The organism is Thermobifida fusca NBRC 14071 = JCM 3263, from assembly GCF_001592045.1.
GTDB lineage: Bacteria > Actinomycetota > Actinomycetes > Streptosporangiales > Streptosporangiaceae > Thermobifida > Thermobifida fusca.
Map to the genome: position 1 here is coordinate 154,491 of NZ_BCWB01000017.1, position 21,911 is coordinate 176,401.

19 protein-coding genes are annotated in these 21,911 nt (G+C 68.5%); 5 read left to right on the plus strand and 14 right to left on the minus strand.

Annotated features, from left to right (window positions below; all coding sequences use genetic code 11):
- The first annotated feature begins 90 nt into the window (after nucleotides 1-90).
- Nucleotides 91-2,076, plus strand: coding sequence for a S9 family peptidase (locus tag TF1_RS03645; protein ID WP_016188354.1), 1,986 nt, complete (start codon nucleotides 91-93; stop codon nucleotides 2,074-2,076).
- Nucleotides 2,077-2,118: 42 nt separating this feature from the next.
- On the opposite strand, the gene rny is transcribed toward TF1_RS03645, so the two are convergent.
- The 4 genes from rny to TF1_RS03665 all read right to left on the minus strand — a co-directional run bounded on the left by rny (nucleotide 2,119) and on the right by TF1_RS03665 (nucleotide 8,252).
- The gene (gene rny, locus TF1_RS03650; protein WP_011291252.1) at nucleotides 2,119-3,624 is read right to left on the minus strand and encodes a ribonuclease Y; all 1,506 of its coding nucleotides are present in this window, start codon (nucleotides 3,622-3,624) and stop codon (nucleotides 2,119-2,121) included.
- A gap of 194 nt (nucleotides 3,625-3,818) precedes the next feature.
- A complete protein-coding gene (gene recX, locus TF1_RS03655; protein ID WP_011291251.1) occupies nucleotides 3,819-4,376 on the minus strand; it encodes a recombination regulator RecX in 558 nt (185 codons plus the stop codon).
- Nucleotides 4,369-7,902, minus strand: a complete 3,534-nt coding sequence (recA, locus tag TF1_RS03660; RefSeq protein ID WP_016188352.1) for an intein-containing recombinase RecA — start codon at nucleotides 7,900-7,902, stop codon at nucleotides 4,369-4,371. Before recA ends, recX begins: the two co-directional genes overlap by 8 nt.
- Nucleotides 7,903-8,057: 155 nt before the next feature.
- On the minus strand, nucleotides 8,058-8,252 hold the full coding sequence (locus TF1_RS03665; RefSeq protein ID WP_016188351.1) for a DUF3046 domain-containing protein: 195 nt from the start codon (nucleotides 8,250-8,252) through the stop codon (nucleotides 8,058-8,060).
- 357 nt (nucleotides 8,253-8,609) lie between these two features.
- Here TF1_RS03665 and TF1_RS03670 point away from each other — a divergent pair, with 357 nt between their 5' ends.
- Nucleotides 8,610-9,125 (plus strand): GNAT family N-acetyltransferase, encoded by a 516-nt coding sequence (locus TF1_RS03670; RefSeq protein ID WP_011291248.1) that lies wholly within the window; start codon nucleotides 8,610-8,612, stop codon nucleotides 9,123-9,125.
- Between the two features lie 186 nt (nucleotides 9,126-9,311).
- A complete protein-coding gene (locus TF1_RS03675; RefSeq protein WP_011291247.1) occupies nucleotides 9,312-9,764 on the plus strand; it encodes an RrF2 family transcriptional regulator in 453 nt (150 codons plus the stop codon).
- Nucleotides 9,765-9,828: 64 nt separating this feature from the next.
- Here TF1_RS03675 and TF1_RS03680 read toward each other — a convergent pair whose 3' ends face one another.
- The 10 genes from TF1_RS03680 to TF1_RS03725 all read right to left on the minus strand — a co-directional run bounded on the left by TF1_RS03680 (nucleotide 9,829) and on the right by TF1_RS03725 (nucleotide 20,189).
- Nucleotides 9,829-10,296, minus strand: a complete 468-nt coding sequence (locus tag TF1_RS03680; protein ID WP_011291246.1) for a Dps family protein — start codon at nucleotides 10,294-10,296, stop codon at nucleotides 9,829-9,831.
- 153 nt (nucleotides 10,297-10,449) lie between these two features.
- Nucleotides 10,450-10,809 (minus strand): helix-turn-helix domain-containing protein, encoded by a 360-nt coding sequence (locus tag TF1_RS03685; RefSeq protein WP_011291245.1) that lies wholly within the window; start codon nucleotides 10,807-10,809, stop codon nucleotides 10,450-10,452.
- Between the two features lie 158 nt (nucleotides 10,810-10,967).
- A complete protein-coding gene (locus tag TF1_RS03690) occupies nucleotides 10,968-11,474 on the minus strand; it encodes a CinA family protein (protein ID WP_011291244.1) in 507 nt (168 codons plus the stop codon).
- Nucleotides 11,475-11,477: 3 nt separating this feature from the next.
- Nucleotides 11,478-12,092 (minus strand): CDP-diacylglycerol--glycerol-3-phosphate 3-phosphatidyltransferase, encoded by a 615-nt coding sequence (pgsA, locus tag TF1_RS03695; RefSeq protein WP_011291243.1) that lies wholly within the window; start codon nucleotides 12,090-12,092, stop codon nucleotides 11,478-11,480.
- Nucleotides 12,089-13,540, minus strand: a complete 1,452-nt coding sequence (gene rimO / locus TF1_RS03700) for a 30S ribosomal protein S12 methylthiotransferase RimO (RefSeq protein ID WP_011291242.1) — start codon at nucleotides 13,538-13,540, stop codon at nucleotides 12,089-12,091. The genes pgsA and rimO overlap by 4 nt, the downstream gene beginning before the upstream one ends.
- 86 nt (nucleotides 13,541-13,626) lie before the next feature.
- Nucleotides 13,627-14,367, minus strand: coding sequence for a helix-turn-helix domain-containing protein (locus TF1_RS03705; RefSeq protein ID WP_061783630.1), 741 nt, complete (start codon nucleotides 14,365-14,367; stop codon nucleotides 13,627-13,629).
- A 114-nt stretch (nucleotides 14,368-14,481) separates the two neighbouring features.
- Entirely contained in the window at nucleotides 14,482-16,983 is a 2,502-nt protein-coding gene (locus tag TF1_RS03710; protein ID WP_061783631.1) for a DNA translocase FtsK, read from the minus strand.
- 74 nt (nucleotides 16,984-17,057) lie between these two features.
- Nucleotides 17,058-18,743, minus strand: coding sequence for a ribonuclease J (locus TF1_RS03715; protein ID WP_011291239.1), 1,686 nt, complete (start codon nucleotides 18,741-18,743; stop codon nucleotides 17,058-17,060).
- A complete protein-coding gene (gene dapA / locus TF1_RS03720; RefSeq protein ID WP_011291238.1) occupies nucleotides 18,740-19,717 on the minus strand; it encodes a 4-hydroxy-tetrahydrodipicolinate synthase in 978 nt (325 codons plus the stop codon). Before dapA ends, TF1_RS03715 begins: the two co-directional genes overlap by 4 nt.
- Before the next feature lie 94 nt (nucleotides 19,718-19,811).
- A complete protein-coding gene (locus TF1_RS03725; RefSeq protein WP_011291237.1) occupies nucleotides 19,812-20,189 on the minus strand; it encodes a phage holin family protein in 378 nt (125 codons plus the stop codon).
- 160 nt (nucleotides 20,190-20,349) lie between these two features.
- On the opposite strand from TF1_RS03725, the gene TF1_RS03730 reads away from it, so the two are divergent.
- Both TF1_RS03730 and TF1_RS03735 read left to right on the plus strand, forming a co-directional pair.
- Nucleotides 20,350-20,889, plus strand: a complete 540-nt coding sequence (locus TF1_RS03730) for a GNAT family N-acetyltransferase (RefSeq protein ID WP_016188347.1) — start codon at nucleotides 20,350-20,352, stop codon at nucleotides 20,887-20,889.
- Between the two features lie 97 nt (nucleotides 20,890-20,986).
- Complete coding sequence (locus TF1_RS03735; protein WP_016188346.1) at nucleotides 20,987-21,856, plus strand: 1,4-dihydroxy-2-naphthoate polyprenyltransferase; 870 nt, start codon at nucleotides 20,987-20,989, stop codon at nucleotides 21,854-21,856.
- Nucleotides 21,857-21,911 lie beyond the last annotated feature (55 nt).

A 21,911-nucleotide genomic window follows, 5' to 3' on the forward strand; every position in this document is an offset into this window, starting at 1 on the left:
CAGGCGGTGAGGCTCCCCCATTCCGTCTCACCAGCGGCTAATGTCTCTCTTGATCCTCACCACCCCACTCAATGCCAGGGAAAGCGCATTATGAACGAACGCGTGATCCTGCCCTACGGGAGCTGGTCCTCACCCATCACCGCGGCCGACATCGCCAAAGGTGCTCTCCGTCTCGGTTTCCCCTCTGTCGTCGCCGATGAGATGTGGTGGGAGGAATCCCGACCCGAGGAAGGCGGCCGCACCACCGTCATGCACCGCGCTGCTGACGGCACCGTTACCGAACTCCTGCCCGCCCCGTGGAATGCGCGGACCCGGGTCCACGAGTATGGAGGCCGCTCCTACCTGCCTGTGCCCCGCCGCGACGACAAGGCGATCACCCGCTGGGGCATCGTCTTCGCCAACTTCTCCGACCAGCGCCTCTACCTGTTGGAGAAAGGCTCCCGCGAGCCCCGCCCGCTCACCCCGGAACCGGAGAGCCCGGGTGCGCTCCGCTACGCCGACTTCGTGCTCTCCCCCGACCGCAAGCACCTCATCTGTGTGCGGGAAAGCCACGACGGCACCACCGTCACCCGCGCCATCGTCTCCGTGCCCCTGTCGGGGCGGGCCGCCACCAACCCGTCGGCGGTCCGCGTCCTGGTGACCGGGGCCGACTTCTTCGCCTCCCCGGTGCCGTCACCGGACGGGACCAAACTCGCCTGGATCTCCTGGAGCCACCCACGCATGCCGTGGCAGGGCACCCAGTTGCGGGTCGCCGACATTCCGGAGACCGGGCCGATCACTACTTCGCATCCGCTGCGCGGCGGGTTGAAAGAGTCCGTGCTGCACCCGCAGTGGCGGGACAACGAGACCCTCTACTTCGTGTCCGACTGGTCCGGCTGGTGGAACCTGTACGAGACGCGGCTCTACGGGCAGGCGATGGCGCTCTTCCCGGACGAAGCCGAGTTCACGCCGCCGCCATGGCAGTTGGGGATCACCCCCTACTGCGTGCTCGACGACGGGCAGCTCATCACGCTCTACGGCCACGCGGACCTGGGGGTCGGCCGCTACGATCCCCACACCGCCGACCTCACCCCGCTCGCTTCGTCGTTCACAAGCTGGCACACCCTGGCCAGTGACGGGAAAACCGTGGTCGGTATCGCCGCCTCCCCCACCGAGCCGACCAGTCTCGTGCGGCTCAACCCGGAGAACGGGGCGACGACCGTGCTCCGCCGCTCGCTCACCGAAACCCCCACCATCGGGTACCTGCCCAAACCCCGTACCACGTCCCTGTCCGGCCGCTACGGCACCACCGTGCACGCCAACGTCTACCCGCCCACCAACCCCGAAATGGAAGGGGAAGGGCCCGCCCCCTACGTCGTCTGGGTGCACGGCGGCCCCACCGGAGCTGCCACCACCGGGCTCGACCTGCACAAGGCCTACTTCACCAGCCGCGGGATCGGCATCATCGACGTCAACTACGGCGGATCCACCGGGTACGGCCGCGCCTACCGGGAACGCCTCGACGGCCAGTGGGGGGTCGTCGACGTGGAAGACGTGGTCGCCGCAGCCCAGAGCCTCGTCGACCAGGGCCTCGCCGACCCCGACCGGCTGGCGATCCGCGGGGGAAGCGCAGGAGGGTTCACCACTCTGCTCGCACTCACCCAAGACGTGTTCGCCTGCGGCGTCTCCTACTACGGCGTCACCGACCTGCTTCGGCTCGTGCAGGAAACCCACGACTTCGAATCCCGCTACCTCGACACCCTCATCGGTGTCCTCTCCGGTTACAGCGCCACCTACCAGGAGCGCTCCCCGATCAACCGGGTCGCGGAGATCAACGTTCCCGTGCTGCTCCTGCAAGGCGCGGACGACCCTGTCGTCCCACCGGAGCAGGCCCGGGAATTCGCCGCTGTCCTCAAGGAACGCGGTGTCCCCCACGTCCTCGTGGAGTTCGAGAACGAAAGCCACGGTTTCCGCAAGCCCGACACTGTCGCCACCGCGTTGGAGAAGGAGCTTGCCTTCTACTGCAAAGTGTTCTTCGGGTTCACACCGCCGGGGGTGCCCCCGATCGACCTCGACCTGTCCGCCCCCACCGAATAGCCTCTCGGGCCCCGGCCGGTCGACGGCCGGGGCCGCCCTCGTTCAGCGGGCGGTTTCCACCGCGCGGGACTCCCGAATCACCGTCACCCGGACCTGTCCCGGATAGGTGAGCTCCTCCTCCACCCGTTTCGCGATGTCCCGGGCGATCACCTGGGCCTGCACGTCGTCCACCGCCTCCGGTTGAACCATCACCCGGATCTCCCGCCCCGCCTGCATCACGAACACCTTCTCCACCCCGTCACTGACGGCGTAGGCGATCTCCTCCATCCGCTGCAGCCGTTTCACATACGACTCCATGGAGGCGCGCCGCGCCCCCGGCCGTCCCCCGCTGATTGCGTCCGCGGCCTGGGTCAGCACCGCTTCGACCGTGCGCGCTTCCACCTCGTTGTGGTGGGCTTCGATCGCGTGCGCCACTTCCTCGCACTCCCCGTAGCGGCGGGCGAGCTGCGCGCCGATCACCGCGTGGCTGCCCTCCACTTCGTGGGTGAGCGCCTTGCCGATGTCGTGGAGGAGCGCGCACCGTTTCGCGAGAGGCACGTCCGCGCCCAGTTCAGCGGCCATCATCCCCGCCAAGTGGGCGCTTTCCACAAGGTGGGCGAGCACGTTCTGCCCATACGAGGTGCGGTACCGCAACTGTCCGAGCAGCGCCACCAACTCCGGGTGCATGTCGGAGATCCCCACTTCAAGGAGGGCGTCTTCTCCGGCGCGCACGCACTGCTGCTCCACTTCGCGCCGGCTGGCTTCGTAGGCTTCTTCGATCCGGTGGGGGTTGATCCGGCCGTCGGCCACGAGTTTCTCCAAGGTGAGCCGCGCTGTTTCCCGCCGCAGCGGGTGAAAGCACGACAGCAGCACCACCCCCGGGGTGTCGTCGACGATGAGATCGACCCCCGTCACTGTTTCGAACGCCCGGATATTCCGCCCTTCCCTGCCGATGATTCGCCCCTTCATCGCCTCCTCGGGCAGGGGCACGGCGCGGACCACCGATTCACTGGTCTGCTCGCCCGCCAGCCGCTGGATCGCCAGGGAGATGATTCTGCGGGCCCGGGCCTCCCCGTTCGTGCGGGCGTCCCGCTCGATCGCGCGGACGAGGACAGCGGCTTCCCGTTTCGCCTGGTCCACGATGTCTGCAACGAGCGCGGCTTTCGCCTCCTCCGCGGTGAGCGCCGCAGCCTGCTCTAAAACAGCCCGCCGTTCTTCTGCTAGGCGGGCCAGTTCGGCTGCGCGCTGGTCGAGCTGGGCGGTCCGCTCGTCAAGCTGGCGGCGCGCCGCATCCAACCGGCGCAGCTCCCTCTCGATGCGCTGCTCCTGGGCGGCGATCCGCTGCTCCCGCCGGTCGAGTTCTGCCCGGTATGCGGCGGCTTCCGCGAGCAGGCGGTCCTGGTGGCTGCGGGCGGCGTTCTCCGCGTCGGCCCGGATGCGGTCGGCCCACTGCTGCGCCTGCGCGGCGACGGCTCGGCTGCGCGAGCGGAGCGCAAGCACATGACCCGCGGTCAGCAGCGTCAACGCTCCGAGAAGTGCGATGACCACAAGGTCGGCCACTCCGTCCATGGAGCTCCCCCCACCGCACTCCGCCCTGGTCCGACCACTGTGCGTGGCTGGCTGGACGGTTCTGCCGCGCGCTCGTGCGCGTCCTCTGTCGGGATAGGGGTTACCCCGCGGACTCTCGGGTTAATGCTTGCTCAAACGAGATTAAAGAGAACAGTGACCCTGGGGACATCACACCGATACGCGTCGCAGCGGGCTCATCCCTCCTCAGGGGACGGGAAGTCCACTTCGACGCCTTCCGCTTCCAGCTCTTCGCGGACGAGCCGATAGGCCAGACCAGCGGAGTATCCGCGGCGCGCCAGCATGCCCATGAGCCGCCGCACCCGCACCTCAGTGGGTTTCCCCCGGGTCGCGGCGAGTCTGCGGCGCACCAACTGGCGTGCCGTGGCCTCCTCCTGTGCCGGGCTGAGCCCATCGACCGCCGCGCGCACCGTGTCCTCGTCCACGCCGCGCTGCCGGAGCTCCGCGGCGAGCGCCCGACGCGCCAGCCCGCGTCCCGCGTGCCGGGAGTCCACCCACGCTTCAGCGAAAACCGCGTCGTCGACGATCCCGACTTCCCCGAACCGGTCCAGCACCGCTTCGATGACCTCGTCGGGGATCTCCCGCCGCCGCAGCGCGTCGGTGAGCTGCGCCCGGGTGCGCGGGGCACGGGTGAGCAGCCGCAAGCAGATGGCACGGGCCCGGGCGTAGAGGTCCTCCGGGGCGGCGGAGCCGCCCGGAGGACCGTCCCTGCCGTCTGCGGCGCGGTCAGGCATCCGTGCTCGGCGCCGCCGACTTCGACGCGGAGGTCGACGCCGTGGTCTTGCGGGTGGTGCGCTTGGTCGTGGACGCGGCCTTCGCCTCGTCCTTGGCAGCCTCCTCGGCGGGGGCGCTGTCGTCGCCCGTGGGGATGCCCAGCTTCTGCTTGATGCGCTTTTCGATCTCGTCGGCCATGTCCGGGTTGGCCCGCAGGAAGTTCCGGGCGTTCTCCTTGCCTTGGCCGAGCTGGGTGCCTTCGTAGGTGTACCAGGCTCCCGACTTGCGCACGATCCCGTGCTCCACGCCGAGGTCGAGCAGGCCGCCTTCCCGAGAGATGCCGACCCCGTAGAGGATGTCGAACTCGGCCTGCTTGAACGGCGGAGCCAGCTTGTTCTTGACGACCTTGACCCGGGTCCGGTTTCCGACGGCTTCCGTGCCGTCCTTCAAGGTCTCGATCCGGCGCACGTCCATGCGGACGGAGGCGTAGAACTTCAACGCCCGGCCACCCGACGTAGTCTCCGGGCTGTTGTGCACCATGACCCCGTCCACAAAGTAGTTGTGGTTCCCCTCGACTTCGATGTCGAACTTGCGCGTGCTTCCGGGCTTGACCTGGATGTCCAGCACCGGGGCGGCCACGAGACGCTGCACCGGGTCGCTGTACTCCGGGGTGACGGAGCAGCGTCCGCGGAACTGGGCGAGCAGCATGCTGCTCATGGACTCGGGCACGTAGGGGGCGACCAATTCCAGGAATCGCACCGTGGCCGCAGGCGTGAACTCGAGGAGGCTCCGCGCGTCCGCGCCCTGCTGGACCACCGCAGCGTCCAGTTCGTGGGTGTCGCGCAGGTACTCCACCAGCCGCTGCCGGGAGCCGGGGCTGAGCGTCTCAACGTCGATCTGGACCCGGGCGTCGTCGTCCGTCCCGGACTGCGGGATGGTGAGAGTGCCGGCGTCCAGGTACCACACGGCCAGCGCCAGCGGGGTGAGCTGCTTGAGGAACTCCCAGGTGAGGTGGGTGTGCCCGTCGCCGAAGTCGACGACCCGGTGCAGTTCGCTCAGTTCCGGCATCGGGGTGAACTCGACGCCCACCGTGGCCGACGCCTCGGCGGTCCGGGAGTGGGCGATGTTCCCCAGCAGGGAGACCTTCCAGTCGAGGTAGGCCGCCTGCTCGGCGGTGTGCGCCATGCAGAAGTGCACGCCAGGGCCGCCGTGCCGGTCCGGCACGAGGGTGCCGCGACCCATCAGGGAGCCGTAGACCACCTGGCGCTGCTGCTCGTTCAGGTAGTGCGGTTCGTGCACGAGGACCCGGTCCCCGGCGATCAGCTCACCGGCTTCCCGCCAGCCTCCCGGGGTGCGGATCAGGTGGTTGGGGGTGGCCGTGAACTGCGCCCCGCCGGGCTTGCCGGATCGGCCGACCGTGAACTGCAGGAAGTGGTCGGCGGCCCCGTTGTCGAACCAGTTGACGACCCGCCGGGGGACGATCCGGTCCGTCTCCGGGTCGTAGGAGAGGACTTCGACGTCCAGTTTGCGGTCGACGATAGTGCCGATCTTCTCCTGTGTACCGTCGGCCAGTGTGACCAGGGTGTCGTAGTGCATGCAGCCGAACATCACGCCGACCTTCTCGCGGAGCTGGTTGATGAAGATCGCGGTGGTCTTCGTCTGGTTGAGGGCTCCGGCGATCTTGCGCAGGGCCTGGGACATGAGGCGGGCCTGCAGGCCGACGTGGCTGTCGCCCATCTCGCCTTCGATCTCGGCGCGCGGCACGAGGGCGGCCACCGAGTCGATGACGATGATGGAGATCGCGCCGGAGCGGACGAGCATGTCGACGATCTCCAGCGCCTGTTCTCCCGTGTCCGGCTGGGACAGCAGCAAGTCGTCGATGTTGACGCCGATCTTCTCCGCATACGAGGGGTCGAGCGCGTGTTCGGCGTCGATGAAGGCGGCGATCCCGCCGGCCCGCTGCGCGTTGGCGACGGCGTGCAGGGCGACCGTGGTGTTGTGCGACAGGATGCCGTTGGCGAGGAAGCTGTGGGTGCGCGGCACCATGAGGTCGAAGGTGGGCTGCTGCCCCGCGTCCTCGACGGCGGTGATCGGCTCGTAGGTGTAGCGGGCGTCCGTCAGTTGTGTGAGGTAGCCGAGGATCGCGTTGGCAGTCGCCGGGGCCTCGTCTGTGCGGCGCTTCGCCCAGTCGATGACGCGGCGCACCTGGTCCCGGTCGTAGGCTCCGCCGCTGGCCGCGGGGAACGGGTCGTCGGTGCTCTCCGCGCGGTCGCCGATGCTGTCCCGCAGCGCGTGGATCAGCCCGGTGAGGTTCGGGATGGCTTCCACCTGCGGGGTGGGCTCGTGCAGCCCAGTCTGGGGGCTCTGCTGGGCGGTGCGGAAACCGACCTCGGTGTGGAAGCGGGGTGCTGCGGCAGGGCTGATGGTGACGGCCCACGGGTGCTGCCCATTCCCGTGGCTGCGGTCGAGATCGGCGGGGATTCCCAAACCGTAGAGCAGGTACTGGACTTCACGGGCCAGTGGCGCGGAGGCAGTGCGCAGTCCGACAGCCGCCGAGGTGTCGGTCCAGCCAGCGGCCGTGTAGAGGGCGGCGAGGAATGCACGCTGCATCTTGTCGCCCGCGGTCCGCACGCACTGCGGGATCCGGGCGGCAGCGGCGTAGTCGACGCCGTACCGTTCGGCGAGGGTGTGCCGGGCCGCCGGGTCGGACAGCACGTAGGCAACCTGGCCGTCGCCGGGGACAGCGGTGACCGTGGTGTCGAGCAGCCATTCGGCGAGAGCAGCGAACTCCGCACCGGTCTCGATGTCGGTGGTGGTGAAGCGGACGTGCCCCGCAGGGTCGAGGGAGCCCGCCGCAGTCAGGTAGCCGAGGAGGACGGCCTCATCCTCGCTGAGGCCCCCACCACTGGCGGCCTGCACCGCGCCGAACGCCGCAGAGACGAGCACGTCTCCTTCGCGGAGCTGTCCCGCTTCGCGCCAGACGATGAACCCGTCGTCGTTCATGACGCGCAGCGGGTGGTTGCGGGTGACCGTGACCTGGCGTCCCGAAGCAACCGTGATCCGCACCACCGGCTGGCGGCCGTTGTGGGTGAGCGCGGCGACCTGTTCGAGCTCGCCTTTCTCGTTGACGACCCGGATGTCCCGGTCCCGGACGTCGGTGACACGGCTGGTGCTGGAGAGCGGCAGCCCGGCTCGGCCGAAGACCTCGGCCACCGTCTCCAGACCGCGGTCGGTCCAGACGTAGGTGTCTGCGGTAAGGCACTTCCCTGACGACTCCGGACCGTAGATCTCGACGATCCGGCCGCGTGGGATGCCCCCGATTCCCAACGCCACGTCCAGGGAGATAGACCCGGTGGGGATCGACTCGATGGGCGGGCGGTTGTCGTCGCCGAGGCGCATGATGGTGCCCTTGCCGAACTGGCGCTCGATCTGCGCGAGTGCGGTTTCAAGAGCCTTGTCTCGATCAGAAGCTGCCACGGGAAACCCCTGTTGGGTCGATGCCTTCTTCTTCATGATGGGGGTGACGCTACGCCGCGCCAGTGACATCCCGCGACGTGTGCTCCCCCGCTGTGGACAACCTCCGGGCCGTCCCCCGGTCGGCTGCGGCGCCCAAAGGCGGGCCACTCTGAAGCCACTCTAGGCTCAGGCGCGCCCCATCCTACCCGAACCTTTGTTCGATTGACTGGTGCTCGCGGCCCGCCTCAGTAGACGTGTGCGGGCAGGTCGAAAGCCTGACAGACGGCGTGCCAGACCTCTTTGGCGTCGAACCCGTCGTCGAGGGCCTGGCGGATGGTCCGGGAGCCGAGTTCTTCGAACACGTAGTCGCGGGAGAGGCTTTCGGCGTAGGCGGCGCCGAAGTGTTCTTCCATGCGTTGCCAGAAGTGGGACAGTCTCATCTCTCCTCCAGTATCGGCCCCGTTCCGCTCTGCCACTCCGGCATGCCGCGGCATGTCCCCCAGCGCTCCGGGGAGGCGCGGGGCGGTCTGCGCGCCCCGCTGGCGAACGCTCCCCGCACGGCCGCGGAGTGTGCTGGCAGGGGCGCCCGCCCGGTACCGGAAGAATCCACCCCACCACCCGGCTTCTATGAACTAGATCACATTCAATGCTGACGGGTGCGCTGCACAATCCTCCAGACCGTCCAGCCGATACTGCCCCGGGCACACCGACGCTTCTGAAACGGATAGGTTGGCGCACGGCCCCGGAACACCTGCCGCATCCGGCGTCCCGTCTGAGAACCGCGCCCATCCACAGCAATGGACCACACGATACGCCCCATGACCGCAGCGGACCGGCCGCGACTCGTCGAAGTGAGCCGGGCCGCCGACACACTGTTCGCCCGCGCCGGAGTGCACCTGCCGGACGACGACCCGGACGACCTCTTCGACCAGGCTGCTGCCGTGCTCGTGGCCGGCAGGCCGCCCGTAGGCTTCGCCGCGCTGACCGTCCTCGACGGCGCCGCCCATCTGGAGCAGCTCTCCGTCCACCCCGACTACGGGCGCCGCGGCATCGGAACCGCCCTGCTCACGGCAGCCTGCGCGTACGCGCAAGAGCACGGCTCCCCGTGGATTACCCTGACGACCTTCCGCGACCTGCCCTGGAACGCGCCCTGGTACGCACGGCACGGTTTCACGGTGCTCCCGGAACCGGAGTGGGGACCGCAGTTAGCCCGGCAGTGGCGCGAAGAGATTGCAGCCGGAATCGCGGTCCTCCCCCGCGTCGTGATGCGGCGCCGTCTCACTCCGGACCGCACCACCGCGACCGGTAGGTAGCCTGGAAGGGACAAGTGTGACGTGCGGCCTTGCCCGCCGGGACTTCCCGGCAGCGGGGAGCAGGCGCGCCCACCGGACAGTCCCTGGAGGAGAACCAGCGGATGAGACACTACGGCAGCATTCCTCGACTGCTCCTCGGCCGCCCCACTGGCCGGACCTCTTCGGATTCCAAGGCATAATCGCAGCATGCGCCTTTCCGCCCGGGTTGATTACGCACTCCGTGCCGCTGCCGAACTTGCGGCCGTCGGTGGCGGTCCCGTCACGGCCGAGCAGCTCGCACGTGCCCAAGCCATTCCTGGCAAGTTCCTGGAGAACATCCTGACGCAACTGCGCCGTGCCGGCCTGGTGCGCAGTCAGCGTGGGCCGGTCGGCGGATACTGGCTGGCACGCCCGGCCTCGGAGATCTCGCTGGCCGACATCATCCGCGCCGTGGACGGCCCGCTGGCAAACGTGCGTGGAGAACGCCCCGAGCACCTCGAATACGACGGTGCGGCGCGCAGCCTGCAACAGGTGTGGATCGCCCTGCGGGCCAGTGAGCGGGCCATCCTCGAATCGGTGACCCTCGAGCACGTGGCCACCTCGCAGCTTCCGGAATCCGTCCGCTCACTGGCCGAGAACCCCGAGGCCTGGACGAGCTGACCCCTCATCCCCCGGCCGCGCTGCGGCCCCTGCAGCACAGGAAGTCAGCGCCGCCCGACCAGGGCTAGCTCATGGCCTGGAACATCCAGTGCTGCTGTTCAAGGTCCTGGGCTGCCGCGATGAGCAGGTCCTGCGTGATCGGGTCGGTTTCCTCCGTGGCTTTGACGTGCTCCCGGAAGCGGTCGACTGCGCCGCTGAGCGCTTCCACCACGAACGCGACCACCTTGTCGTCCTGGATGTAGCCGGGGTCGAGCTGGGGAAGACGGGTGTCCTGGGCGATCCGGCTCACCCGCCCGTCCGGGTTCACCCCGAGCGCGATGGCGCGCTCCGCGAGAGTGTCCGTGTGCTTGCGTGCCGCTTCCACGAGCTCGTCGAGCTGCAGGTGGATGGAACGGAAGTTGCGGCCGATCACGTTCCAGTGCGCCTGCTTGCCCAGCAGCGTGAGGTCGATCAGATCGACGATCGCGGCTTGGAGCGTCTGTCCGACAGACTTGCGGGCTTCTTCGCTCAGCGCGCTGTGGATCTTGGCCATGGTTCAACCCCCGATGTGCGATAGCAGTGACAACGGGGAGTCCACTGCCCCAGATCTGCCGAGGAAAACCCAGGAAAAGCACTCCGGGGAGGGAGCGCGAACGGGTCGACCGTGTGCACCGCGGTCGACCCGTTCGGCTTCGCGGGGGCGGGCCTACACCCCCACCATGTCGACAACCTCCGGAACGCGATCGGGGATGGTGGAGTCGATGCCGAGCCTGTCGGGACCGGCAGCGGAATCCGCCGGGACCGAACCGCTGAGCGCCGCCTCCTGGAGTTCAGCGAGAGCGAGCTGGTCGGAAACCTCTCGAAGAACCTGGGAGAGGGGGACTCCCAGCGCGCCACAGATCGAGGCGAGCAGTTCAGAGGAAGCCTCCTTCTGTCCGCGTTCGACCTCTGACAGGTACCCCAACGACACTCGGGCATCGGCCGACACCTCGCGGAGAGTGCGGCCCTGCCGCTGACGAAGCTGCCGTAGCACGTCACCGAGCAGGTGACGAAGCAGGACCATCATTCGCGCTCCCTCCTACCGGTAGCGACCTTCATAAAAACACCGTACCCGCCCGAAGCCCGATCGTCGCACCTCATAGCTTCCTTGTTCGCTGGAGGGATAACACGATCTTGGTGAGGTTTTGTTCCCCGACTCCGGGGTCTTGAACGGGTCCTCGGACGTTATTTCACGGTGTTTTGTGCCACGTCGTCTACGAGGGTATCGCGCAGGAGGGCCGCCGCCGCGGCGACAGTCTGCTCCCTAATCGCTGCCCGATCCCCCGCGAGCTGAAGTTTTCGCAGGTTATCACGGTTTTCCGGGCAGGACACAGCGGCGTAGACGGTTCCGACGGGCTGTCCGTCCTGCGGCCGGGGTCCGGCGACCCCGGTGACCGCGAGACCGAAAGTGGCCGCAAAAATCCGGCGGGCGCCGCGGGCCATCGCCACGGCGACTTCCGGATGGACGGCCCCGTGCTCGGCGAGCAGGGACTGGGGAACGCCCAGAACCGTGTTTTTGGTCTCTGTGGCGTAGGCGACAGCTCCCCCGCGGAAAACCGCGGAAGCCCCGGGCAGCGCGGTGAAAGCAGCACCGATCATGCCGCCGGTGAGGGACTCGGCCACAGCGAGCGTCGCACCGCGCTCCGCGAGCAGCGCGTGGACGCGGGCTACCAGCTCAGCAGTACTGGGCACGCGCTAGTCCCTCCCCCCTTCGCGGCTGGGCTGCTTGTGCCGGGCCCGCTGGTAGAGCCGGAACGCTTTGAACACGTAGTCGACCCCGGTCCACAGGGTGACGGCGACCGCGGCCGCCATGATGGTGTGCGCGGGCAGTTGCAGATACCACTCGCTCGGCAGCGGGAACAGGTAGACGCAGATGGCCACGATCTGCAACGCGGTTTTGAGTTTGCCGCCCGGGCTGGCGGGGATCACGCCGTACTTGATGACGGCGAACCGCAGCGCGGTGACCCCCCATTCGCGGATGAGGATGACTGCGGTGACCCACCACCACAGTTCCCCGATCCACGACAGCAGAATGAGGGCAGCACCGGTCAGGGCCTTGTCGGCGATAGGGTCCGCGATCTTACCGAAGTCGGTGACGAGGTTGTGGCGGCGGGCCAGCTCCCCGTCGACCCGGTCGGTGATTGCGGCGCCGACAAAGACCGCGAAGGCCGCCAGGCGCCACCAGAAGCCGTCCTGGAGGAGCAGGACGATGAAGAGGGGCACCATGACGATCCGGCTGACCGTCAGGATGTTGGCGATGTTCAGCACCGGAACGGAACCGGTGGGTGCGGCAGGATCCGGGGTGCTCACGTGGTATCAGCGTCTTCCTGGTGTTCGGCGACGAGGTCGACTCCCATGGCAGTCAGCACCGTAGCGGGCACAATGTCGCCCACGTGCAGCGCGGTGTCGGCGTAGAGGATGGTGCTGCCGTCCACTTCGGGAGCCTGGTGTGCGGCGCGTCCTTCGTAGGCGCCGTCGTCCAGCACGTCTTCGACGAGGACGTCGATCGTGGATCCGATGCGCTCTTCGGCCCGCTGGGCCATCAGCTCCTCGGCGAGCTGGTTGAGCTGGTCAACCCGCTCCTTGATGGTCTCTTCAGGGAGTTTGCCATCGAATCCGGCGGCTTCGGTGCCGTCCTCGTCGGAGTAGCCGAAGATCCCGATGGCATCCAGGCGGGCCTGTTCGAGGAAGGCGACGAGTTCCGCGAAGTCCTCGTCGGTCTCGCCGGGGAATCCCACGATGAAGTTCGAACGGATGCCCGCTTCGGGGGCTTTGGCGCGGATGCGTGCCACGAGCTCCAGGAAGCGTTCGCGGTCGCCGAAGCGGCGCATGCGGCGCAGCAGGGGGCCGCTGGCGTGCTGGAAGGACAAGTCGAAGTAGGGCACCACGCCGGGGGTGCCGGTGAGGACGTCGATGAGTCCGGGGCGGACTTCCGCGGGCTGCAGGTAGCTGACACGGACCCGTTCGATCCCGGGGATTGCGGCGAGCCGGGGCAGGAGCTTCTCCAATGCCCGCACATCACCCAGGTCCTTGCCGTAGGAGGTGGAGTTTTCGCTGACCAGGAAGAGTTCGCGGACGCCCTGTCCAGCGAGCCATTCGGCTTCGCGGAGGACGTCCTCAGGCTTGCGGGAGAGGTAGGCGCCCCGGAAGGAGGGGATGGCGCAGAACGAGCAGCGGCGGTCGCACCCCGAGGCGATTTTGAGGTTGGCGACGGGACCGCCGGTGAGCCGCAGGCGCGGAATCGTGGGCCCGGAAGCGGGGGCGACCCCGTCCGGCAGCGGGGTGATCTCCTCCCCGAAGGTGAGGTGTCCGGGCACGTGGTTCTTGGCCGCTTGGGAGCGGTCGACCGGGGTGATGGGCAGCAGGGTGCGACGGTCCCGCGGGGTGTGCGGGGTGAGGGGGCGTCCCGCGAGAACATCCTCGAGACGCTCGCTGATGTGCGCATAGTCGTCGAAGCTGATGACCTGGGCTTCCGGCATAGCCTCGGCCAGTTCCGCCCCGTACCGTTCCGCGAGGCAGCCCGCAGCGACCACTCTGGCGCCGCCCTCGGCCGCGTTCAGCAGGGTCTCGATGGAGTCCTCTTTGGCTGCTTGGATGAAGCCGCACGTGTTGACGATGACGACGTCGGCTTTCTCTCCGTCGTCTGCGTCGACGAGGGTCCAGCCGTCGGCGGCGAGCCGTCCGGCGAGCTCTTCGGAGTCGACCTCGTTACGCGCACACCCGAGGGTGATCAGCGAGACAGTACGGCGCGGTGACATAGCTTCCAAGGTTAGGGGAATTTGTGAGTGCGGTGGTTTCGTCCGCTCCCAGAGTAGGTCGTCTCCGGGGTGGCCCGGGCATCGGGTCAGTGCGGAGAACCGCTCTGCGCAGTGTAGGTGAGATGAGTCACTTCTCCGTCTGCTCCGGGGACGCCGTACGCGTGGCCGTTGACCCACAGGTGGACGCCGCCGGCGTCGGCGAGCCGCAGGTGGATCACCTCGTCAGCGGTCCAATCACGGGTCTGGCCCGCGGCGAGGACCCCGGTGAAGAGCATGTCCGTGCCGTCGGTCACACTCACCCAGGTGGGGCGGTGCGCGGTGACGCGGAGCGTGACCTGCCCGGCCGTGGGCGGGACGGCCGGGGCGGCGGACGAGGCGGGGTCGGGCGCACTCGGTGAGCCAGCAGGGCTCTGCCCGGCGGCGGGAAATGCTTCCGGATGGTCGGGGGTGAACGGGCGTCCCGGCCACGCGAGGACGGCCAGGGTGAGGGCGGCAGCGATCACCACGGCCGCCCACCCCCACTGTCCCCCACGGCTGGGGGCGGTTCTCCTCCGTACAGGGGCCTGACCGGGGTCTCCACGGCACAGCAGAGCGGCCGGGTCGAGGTCCAGCACCGCGCAGAGGGTCCGCACCTGGGCCCGGTACCGCTCGGCAGGTCCGCACGCGGTGTCGCCGTGCTCCCAGGCATGCAGCACGCTTTCGGGGATGCGGGTGAGCTCGCTGAGCTGGCGCAGGGTGTAACCGCGGCGGGCCCGGGCGGCCGCGAGCTCCCGCCCGACGGGGGCCGCCGACTGGTCCTGTTCCTCGTTGGAGCATTCCTGTCGCACTCTGCCTACTGTGACCTTGCCGCGCCCCGCACCGGGCGGAGACGCGCCTGTGCCGGTGTCAAGAAAAGGTCAGAAAACGGTGGCTCGCCCCCTTAAGGGGGTGTCCGGCATGGTTCACGCGGCACGCAGCGCGGCAAGGACCTCGGGCAGCTCGTCGGGTTTGACAAGGACTTCGCGGGCTTTCGAGCCTTCGCTGGGCCCGACGATGCCGCGACTTTCCATGAGGTCCATGAGACGCCCCGCCTTAGCGAAGCCGACGCGGAGCTTGCGTTGCAGCATGGACGTGGAGCCGAACTGGGTGGTGACCACGAGCTCGACGGCTTGCAGGAGCAGGTCGAGGTCGTCGCCGATCTCCTCGTCGATCTGCTTCTTCTTGGTTTCCGCCACCCCCACGTCGTCCCGGTAGGCGGGCTTGGCCTGCTTCTTGCAGTGGTCGACGACGGCGCGGATCTCCTTCTCCGACACCCACGCGTTCTGCAGGCGGATGGGCTTGGAAGAGCCCATGGGCAGGAACAGGGCGTCCCCTTTGCCGACCAGTTTCTCCGCCCCGGGCTGGTCGAGGATGACCCGGCTGTCGGAGAGGCTGGACGTGGCGAAAGCGAGCCGGGAGGGCACGTTGGCTTTGATGAGGCCGGTGACCACGTCCACGCTGGGACGCTGGGTCGCCAGCACCAGGTGGATCCCGGCGGCGCGGGCCAGTTGGGTGATGCGGACGATAGCGTCCTCCACGTCGCGGGGAGCGACCATCATGAGGTCGGCGAGCTCGTCGACGACGACGAGCAGGTAGGGGTAGGGCTCGTAGCTGCGGTCGCTGCCCGGGGGCGCGGTGAGCTCCCCGGACCGCACTGCAGCGTTGAAGTCGTCAATGTGCCGGAACCCGGAGGCGGCCAGGTCGTCGTACCGGCGGTCCATCTCCCCCACGACCCACTGCAGGGCGTCCGCGGCCTTCTTGGGGTCGGTGATGATGGGGGTGATGAGGTGCGGGATGCCCTCGTACATGGTGAGCTCGACCCGTTTCGGGTCGATGAGGATGAGGCGGACCTCGTCGGGCAGGGCCCGCATCATGATCGACGTGATGAGCCCGTTGATGCAGGTGGACTTGCCCGCGCCGGTGGCTCCGGCGATGAGGACGTGCGGCATGCGGGCGAGGTTGGCGACGACGTCGTTCCCCTCCACATCCTTGCCGAGGCCGACCAGCATGGGGTGGTCGTCTGAGGTGGCGGCCGGGGAGCGCAGCACGTCACCGAGGCTGACCAGGTCTTTGTCCGTGTTAGGGATCTCCACGCCGATCGCGGACTTGCCGGGGATCGGCGAAAGGATGCGCACGTCGGCGCTTTTCACGGCCAGGGAGATGTTCTTGGTCAGTGCGGTGACCTTCTCCACTTTGACGGCAGGGCCGAGTTCGATCTCGTAGCGGGTGACTGTGGGCCCGCGGGTGAACCCGGTGACCCGGGCGTCCACGGAGAACTGGTCGAGGACGCCGGTGAGCGCCTGCACCACTTCCTCGTTGGCTTTGGTGCGCTGCTTGGGCGGGGTGCCGGGTTTGAGGAGGGTGGGAGGCGGCAGCTCGTAGTCGCCGTCGACCACGCGAGTGGGGATGGACAACTGCTCCACGGTGAGGGTGGGGGCCGGCTCGGGAGCGGGCTCCGGCTCCGGTTCGACTGCTGCGGGCGGCGGCGCAGCGTCCACGACCGGCGTGTCGTAGGGGCGTCCGTGGTCTCCTGCGTGGGTGGTCTTGGGCTCGGGTTCGGGGGCAGGCTTGGGTTTGGGCTTGGTGGTGCGCCGCTTGGGGCGGGGGGTCTTCTCCTCGGCCTGGTCGAGGATGTCGAGGCCGACCGACGGGCTGTTCTCGGAGACCACGACGTTGTCCCAGAGCTGCCGGAGCCGGTCGGGGATGCGGCTGATCGGGGTCGCGGTGACAACGAGCAGGCCGAACACCATGAGGAGGAACAGCAGGACCCCGGTGAGCCAGGGGGTGATGAGCAGGCTGAGCGGACCGGAAGCGGCGAACCCGACGAGTCCGCCGGCTTTCTGGACCTTCTCCATCCCCTCGGCCGGCCAGGGGATGCCGTGGCTGATGTGGATAAGGCCGAGAAGCCCGGTCAGCAGCGCGGCCGAACCGATGACGATCCGGCCGTTGTCGGTGGGCCGGTCCGCGGGAGTACGCATGAGCCGCCACGCGAACGGTAGGCACAGCAGGGGGATGACCGGGGAGAAGGTGCCCACAGCGCCGACGACGACGGTACGGGTGAGGTCCAGCAGCGGGCCTTCACTGTCCCACCACACGGCCGCGGCGATGAGGAGGCCCACGGCGAGCAGGATCATGCCCAACCCGTCGCGGCGCAGGTCCGGGTCGAGGTCGCGTGCGCTGCGGCCGGCCGCGCGAACCAGGAACCCTACCGTGTGCGCGAGCAGCCGCCACACCAGCAGCAGCGCGCGTCCGAGCCACACGAACAGCAGTGCGATCGGCCCTTCGGAAGCAGTGTGCGGCCGAGGACTCCGCTTCGCGGTGGGGCGGCGGGGGCGAGACTGCGCAGAGGTAGGACGGCGGGCCGGGGACTTCCTGCCGGTTCCACCGCCCGAACGCTGGGAGGACTTGGGCGCACGGGTGGCCATGCCCAGCAGCCTACTAAGGGTGGCGGAACGGTTTCAGGCACCGGCCGGGTGTGTCGCGGTCGGTGCCTGTGCGGTCAGATCTCGATGACGACGGGGACCAGCATGGGCCGTCGCCGGTAGCTTTCGTTGACCCACCGGCCGATGCTGCGCCGGACCAGTTGCCGGAGTTGCGCCGGGTCGTTGACACCCTCGGCTGCGGCCTGCTCCAAGACTTCTTGGATCTTGGGGATGACGTCGTCGTAGGCTTCCAGGTCGATCCCCGCGCCCCGGGTGTGGATCTGCGGTTCCCCGATGAGTTTGCCGGTGGTGGACTCCACCACGATGACCACGGAGATGAAGCCTTCCTCCCCGAGGATGCGGCGGTCCTTGAGCGCGGCCTCGGTGACGTCGCCGACCGAGGTGCCGTCCACGTACACGTAGCCGGCCTGGACCACGCCGCTGATGCGGGCCTTGCCGTCGTGGAGGTCGACGACGACGCCGTCCTCGGCGATGACGACCCGGTCCTCGGGGATCCCGCTGAGCATGGCGAGCTGGGCATGGGCGCGCAGGTGACGCCATTCCCCGTGGATCGGCATGAAGTTCCGCGGCCGCACCATGTTGAGCACGTACAGCAGCTCTCCCGCGGGTGCGTGCCCGGAGACGTGGACCAGGGCGTTGCCCTTGTGGACGACTTTGGCGCCCCAGCGGGTCAGGCCGTTGATGACCCGGTTGACGGAGTTCTCGTTTCCGGGGATGAGCGAGGAAGCCAGGATGACCGTGTCCCCGGGTTCGATGTGGATCTGGTGGTCCCGGTTGGCCATGCGGCTCAGGGCGGCCATGGGCTCGCCCTGGGAGCCGGTGCACACCAGGACGACTTCGTCGGAGGGCAGCGCCTCGAGGTCGCGCGCGTCCACGAGCAGGTCGCCGGGGACTTTGAGGTAGCCGAGCTCCCGGGCGATGTTCATGTTGCGGATCATGGTGCGGCCCACGAAGGCGACTTTGCGGCCGTGGGCCTGGGACGCGTCGAGGACCTGCTGGACCCGGTGGATGTGGGACGCAAAACAGGCGACGATGATGCGCTTCTCGGCTTTCGCGAAGACCGTGTCGAGGACGCCGGCGATGTCGCGTTCGCTGGTGACGAAGCCGGGGACTTCCGCGTTGGTGGAGTCCGACATCAGCAGGTCGACGCCTTCCGCGCCGAACCGCGCGAACCCGCCGAGGTCGGTGATGCGGTTGTCCAGCGGCAACTGGTCCATTTTGAAGTCGCCGGTGTGCAGCACGTTGCCGGCCGGGGTGCGCACACCGACCGCGAGCGCATCCGGGATGGAGTGGTTGACCGCGAAGAACTCGAGGTTGAAGGAGCCGAAGGTGTGCTGTTCGCCTTCGGCGACCTGGATCAGGGTCGGTTTGATGCGGTGTTCCCCGAGTTTGGCGGTGAGCAGGGCCAGGGTGAGGCGGGAGCCTACCAGCGGGATATCGGTGCGTTCCCGCAGCAGGAAGGGGACGCCGCCAATGTGGTCTTCGTGGCCGTGCGTGAGCACGATCGCCTCGACGTCGTCGAGGCGCCCCCGCAGGTATTCGAAGTCGGGGAGGATCAGGTCGACTCCGGGCTGCTCTTCCGCGGGAAAGAGCACACCGCAGTCGATGATGAGCATTTTCCCCTCGTATTCGAGGACGGCCATGTTGCGGCCGATCTCACCCAGCCCGCCCAAGGGGATGATCCGCAGGGTGTTGCGGGGCAGTGGCGGCGGGGGCCCGAGCTCGGGGTGCGGGTGGCTCATGCGGTCCCCTCCGTGAGTCGTTCCGCTTCCCTCCCGCTGGCCGCGTCCTCGTGAGCGGAGGCAAGGCCAGTGGGGCCCTTCACCCCGGCCATGGCGAGGTCTTCGCGGAGCAGCTCTTTGAGTTCGGGGGACGCGTCGAGCAGGGGGGCGCGGACCACTCCGGCGGGCAGCCCGAACATGGCGAGCACCGCCTTAGTGGTGATGACTCCCTGGGTGCGGAACATGCCCCGGTAGACGGGGATCAGGCGGCGGTGGATGTCCAAAGCCCGGGCCACGTCCCCGGCCCGGTAGGCGTCGATCATGTCGTGCAGTTCGGAGCCGACGACATGGCCGACCACGCTGACGAAGCCCGCGGCGCCGATGGACAGCAGCGGCAGGTTGAGCATGTCGCTGCCGCTGTAGTAGGCGAGGTCGGTGCGGGACATCACCCACGAGCTGGCGCCGAGGTCGTCTTTGGCGTCCTTGTTGGCGACGATGCGGGGGTGCTCGGCGAGCCGGACCAGGGTTTCGGAGTCGATCGGCGTGCCTGTGCGGCCAGGAATGTCGTAGAGCATGATCGGCAGCCCTGTGGCGTCGGCAATGGCCGTGAAGTGCCGCAGCAGGCCTTCTTGGGGCGGCCGGTTGTAGTAGGGGGTGACGAGCAGCAGGCCGTCTGCTCCGGCGCGTTCCGCGGTCCGCGCGAGTTCAATACTGTGCCTGGTGTCGTTGCTGCCCGCTCCGGCAACGATGGTGGCGCGGTCGCCGACCGCGTCGATCACGGTGCGGAGGATGCGCTCCTTCTCCTCATCGCTGGTGGTGGCGGACTCTCCGGTGGTTCCGTTGACGATGAGGCCGTCGTTGCGCTGCTCATCGACGAGGTAGGTCGCGAGGCGGGCCACCCCGTCGTAGTCCACCTCCCCATTGTCGAGCATGGGGGTGATCATCGCGGTCAACATCTGGCCGAAGGGCGCGTTCGGCGTCGTACTGCCTACCATGTTGCAAACGGTACCGCGAAAGCTGGACAGAGCGCGCCAACCTCCCCGTTTGGGAAGGTCTGTGGCGCGCTCCGATCCGCACGAGGACGGTCGGTCAGTCGTCGTCCTTGCCGACGAACAGGCTCAGGAGCCAGCTCACGATCGCCACGATGATGGCTCCCCAGAACGCCGCCCAGAAGCCGTCGATCTCGAAGGGGATGCCCAGCACCCCAGCCAGCCAGGCGGTGAGCCACAGCAGAAGAGCGTTGACGACGAGAGCGACAAGCCCCAGGGTGACGTAGTAGAAGATGCAGCCGACCGTCTTGACGATCGGTTTGATGACAGCGTTGACGATACCGAACAGTGCTCCGATACCGAGGTAGGTGGCGATCGTGGAGACCGTGGTGTCGGCGGACACCTCGATCCCGTCAACGAGGAGCACCGCGGCCCAGAGCGCGATAGCGTTGACGATGACTCTCAGAATGATGCTCACACCTTGATACTCCCACGCCGCAGCGGTCTCTTTGCAGTCCCCAATGGACGATTCAGGGGTTTTTCGGGGTTCGGCCGCACCCGCGGTTTCCCGGTGCCCGGGTGTTCCTGGGACGATGGGCACGGTATCTGGAGCCGGTGAACGAGTGAGGGGCCCTGCCGTGTCGACACAGCGTTTTGTCCGTCCTGCCCGGGCCGAGGACGTCGAAGCGATCGTGGACGTGCAAGTCGCGGCGTGGCAGGAGATGTACCACGCGCTCCTCCCGGAGCCCGTGCTGGCGGAAATGGCGGGCGCTGAGGCCCGGGCAGCGTTCACCGCCCAGTGGCGTTCCGCGGTGTCCTCCCCGCCCACATCCCGGCACCGGCTGCTGGTCGCCGTGGACGAGGGGGCAGTGGCAGGGTTCGCGGCGTTCGGCCCGGCCCAGGACCCGGACCGGTGGCCCGGCACGGACGCGGAGATCTTCGCGTTCCACATCGCCCCGGGGCTGACCCGGCGGGGGCACGGCAGCCGCCTCCTGCACGCCGTCGTCGACCACCTCGTCGACGACGGTTTCCACGCCGTGTACGTGTGGACGCTGGAGCAGGCGAACCCGGTGCGCTCGTTCCTGGAACAGGCAGGGTGGGCCCCGGACGGGGCGCGCCGGGAACTGGACCCGGGCACTGTCGTGCCCATGGTGCGGCTGCACGCAGCGATCCGCTGACCGTGCTGGTCGCAGACAGCGCTACCGTGGAAAAGCGGAGAATCCGGACAGGCGTGTCCCGCCCGCGCAGGCGGGACGGAGGAAGTGAGGCCGACACGTGGCCACGGTGAGCCAGTGGGTGGCGGGGGCCCGGCCGCGGACCCTGCCGAATTCGGTGGTTCCAGTGGCGGTAGGCACCGGGCTCGCCTTCGGCCTGGGCGCCGCCGTGTGGTGGAAGGCACTGCTTGCGCTAGTCGTGGCGGTAGCGCTGCAGGTGGGAGTGAACTACGCCAACGACTACAGCGACGGGATCCGCGGCACCGACGACAACCGGGTGGGGCCGGTGCGGTTGACCGCGACCCGGTTGGCCGCGCCCCGGCAGGTGTTCACCGCCGCGTGGGTGTGCTTTGCGGCGGCTGCGCTCGTCGGTCTCGTGCTGGTAGCGACGTCCTCGTGGTGGCTGCTGCTCGTGGGTGCGGCGGCGATCGCCGCCGCCTGGTTCTACACCGGGGGGAAGAACCCGTACGGCTACCGGGCGCTCGGCGAAGTGTCGGTGTTCGTGTTCTTCGGCCTGGTGGCGGTGGCCGGCACCGTGTTCGTCCAAGCCGGTTCGGTGCCGTGGCAGGGGTGGGCGGCAGCCGTGGCCGTGGGGCTGCTGTCGTGTTCGATGCTGGTCATCAACAATCTGCGCGACCTGCCCACTGATGCGGCGAGTGGGAAGCGGACGCTGGCCGTGGTGCTCGGCGACCGGGGGGCGCGGCTGCTGTTCACCGGATGTGTGGCGGGCGCGTTCGTGGCCGCCCTGGCGGCCGTGGCGTGGTCGTGGTGGGTGCTGCTCGTGCTGCTGGCCGCGCCGCTTGCGGTGCGCCCCTGCCGCCGGGTGCTGGGCGGCGACACCGGTCCCGGCCTGATCCGCGGACTGGCGGAGACCGGGCAGCTGCAGTTGGCGTTCGGGATCCTGTTCACCGCGGGCCTGGCCCTGGGATAATCGCCTTCAGACGCCGGGGCGGGGCGGGAGGCACCGGTTTCCTGTTCTCCCCACG

Excerpts from the sequence above, each read along its gene's own strand:
- TF1_RS03645 (WP_016188354.1), top strand. The coding sequence starts at position 91 with ATGAACGAACGCGTGATCCTGCCCTACGGGAGCTGGTCCTCACCCATC.
- rny (WP_011291252.1), bottom strand. The coding sequence starts at position 3,624 with ATGGACGGAGTGGCCGACCTTGTGGTCATCGCACTTCTCGGAGCGTTG.
- recX (WP_011291251.1), bottom strand. The coding sequence starts at position 4,376 with ATGCCTGACCGCGCCGCAGACGGCAGGGACGGTCCTCCGGGCGGCTCC.
- recA (WP_016188352.1), bottom strand. The coding sequence starts at position 7,902 with ATGTCACTGGCGCGGCGTAGCGTCACCCCCATCATGAAGAAGAAGGCA.
- TF1_RS03665 (WP_016188351.1), bottom strand. The coding sequence starts at position 8,252 with ATGAGACTGTCCCACTTCTGGCAACGCATGGAAGAACACTTCGGCGCC.
- TF1_RS03670 (WP_011291248.1), top strand. The coding sequence starts at position 8,610 with ATGGACCACACGATACGCCCCATGACCGCAGCGGACCGGCCGCGACTC.
- TF1_RS03675 (WP_011291247.1), top strand. The coding sequence starts at position 9,312 with ATGCGCCTTTCCGCCCGGGTTGATTACGCACTCCGTGCCGCTGCCGAA.
- TF1_RS03680 (WP_011291246.1), bottom strand. The coding sequence starts at position 10,296 with ATGGCCAAGATCCACAGCGCGCTGAGCGAAGAAGCCCGCAAGTCTGTC.
- TF1_RS03685 (WP_011291245.1), bottom strand. The coding sequence starts at position 10,809 with ATGATGGTCCTGCTTCGTCACCTGCTCGGTGACGTGCTACGGCAGCTT.
- rimO (WP_011291242.1), bottom strand. The coding sequence starts at position 13,540 with ATGTCACCGCGCCGTACTGTCTCGCTGATCACCCTCGGGTGTGCGCGT.
- TF1_RS03710 (WP_061783631.1), bottom strand. The coding sequence starts at position 16,983 with ATGGCCACCCGTGCGCCCAAGTCCTCCCAGCGTTCGGGCGGTGGAACC.
- TF1_RS03715 (WP_011291239.1), bottom strand. The coding sequence starts at position 18,743 with ATGAGCCACCCGCACCCCGAGCTCGGGCCCCCGCCGCCACTGCCCCGC.
- dapA (WP_011291238.1), bottom strand. The coding sequence starts at position 19,717 with ATGGTAGGCAGTACGACGCCGAACGCGCCCTTCGGCCAGATGTTGACC.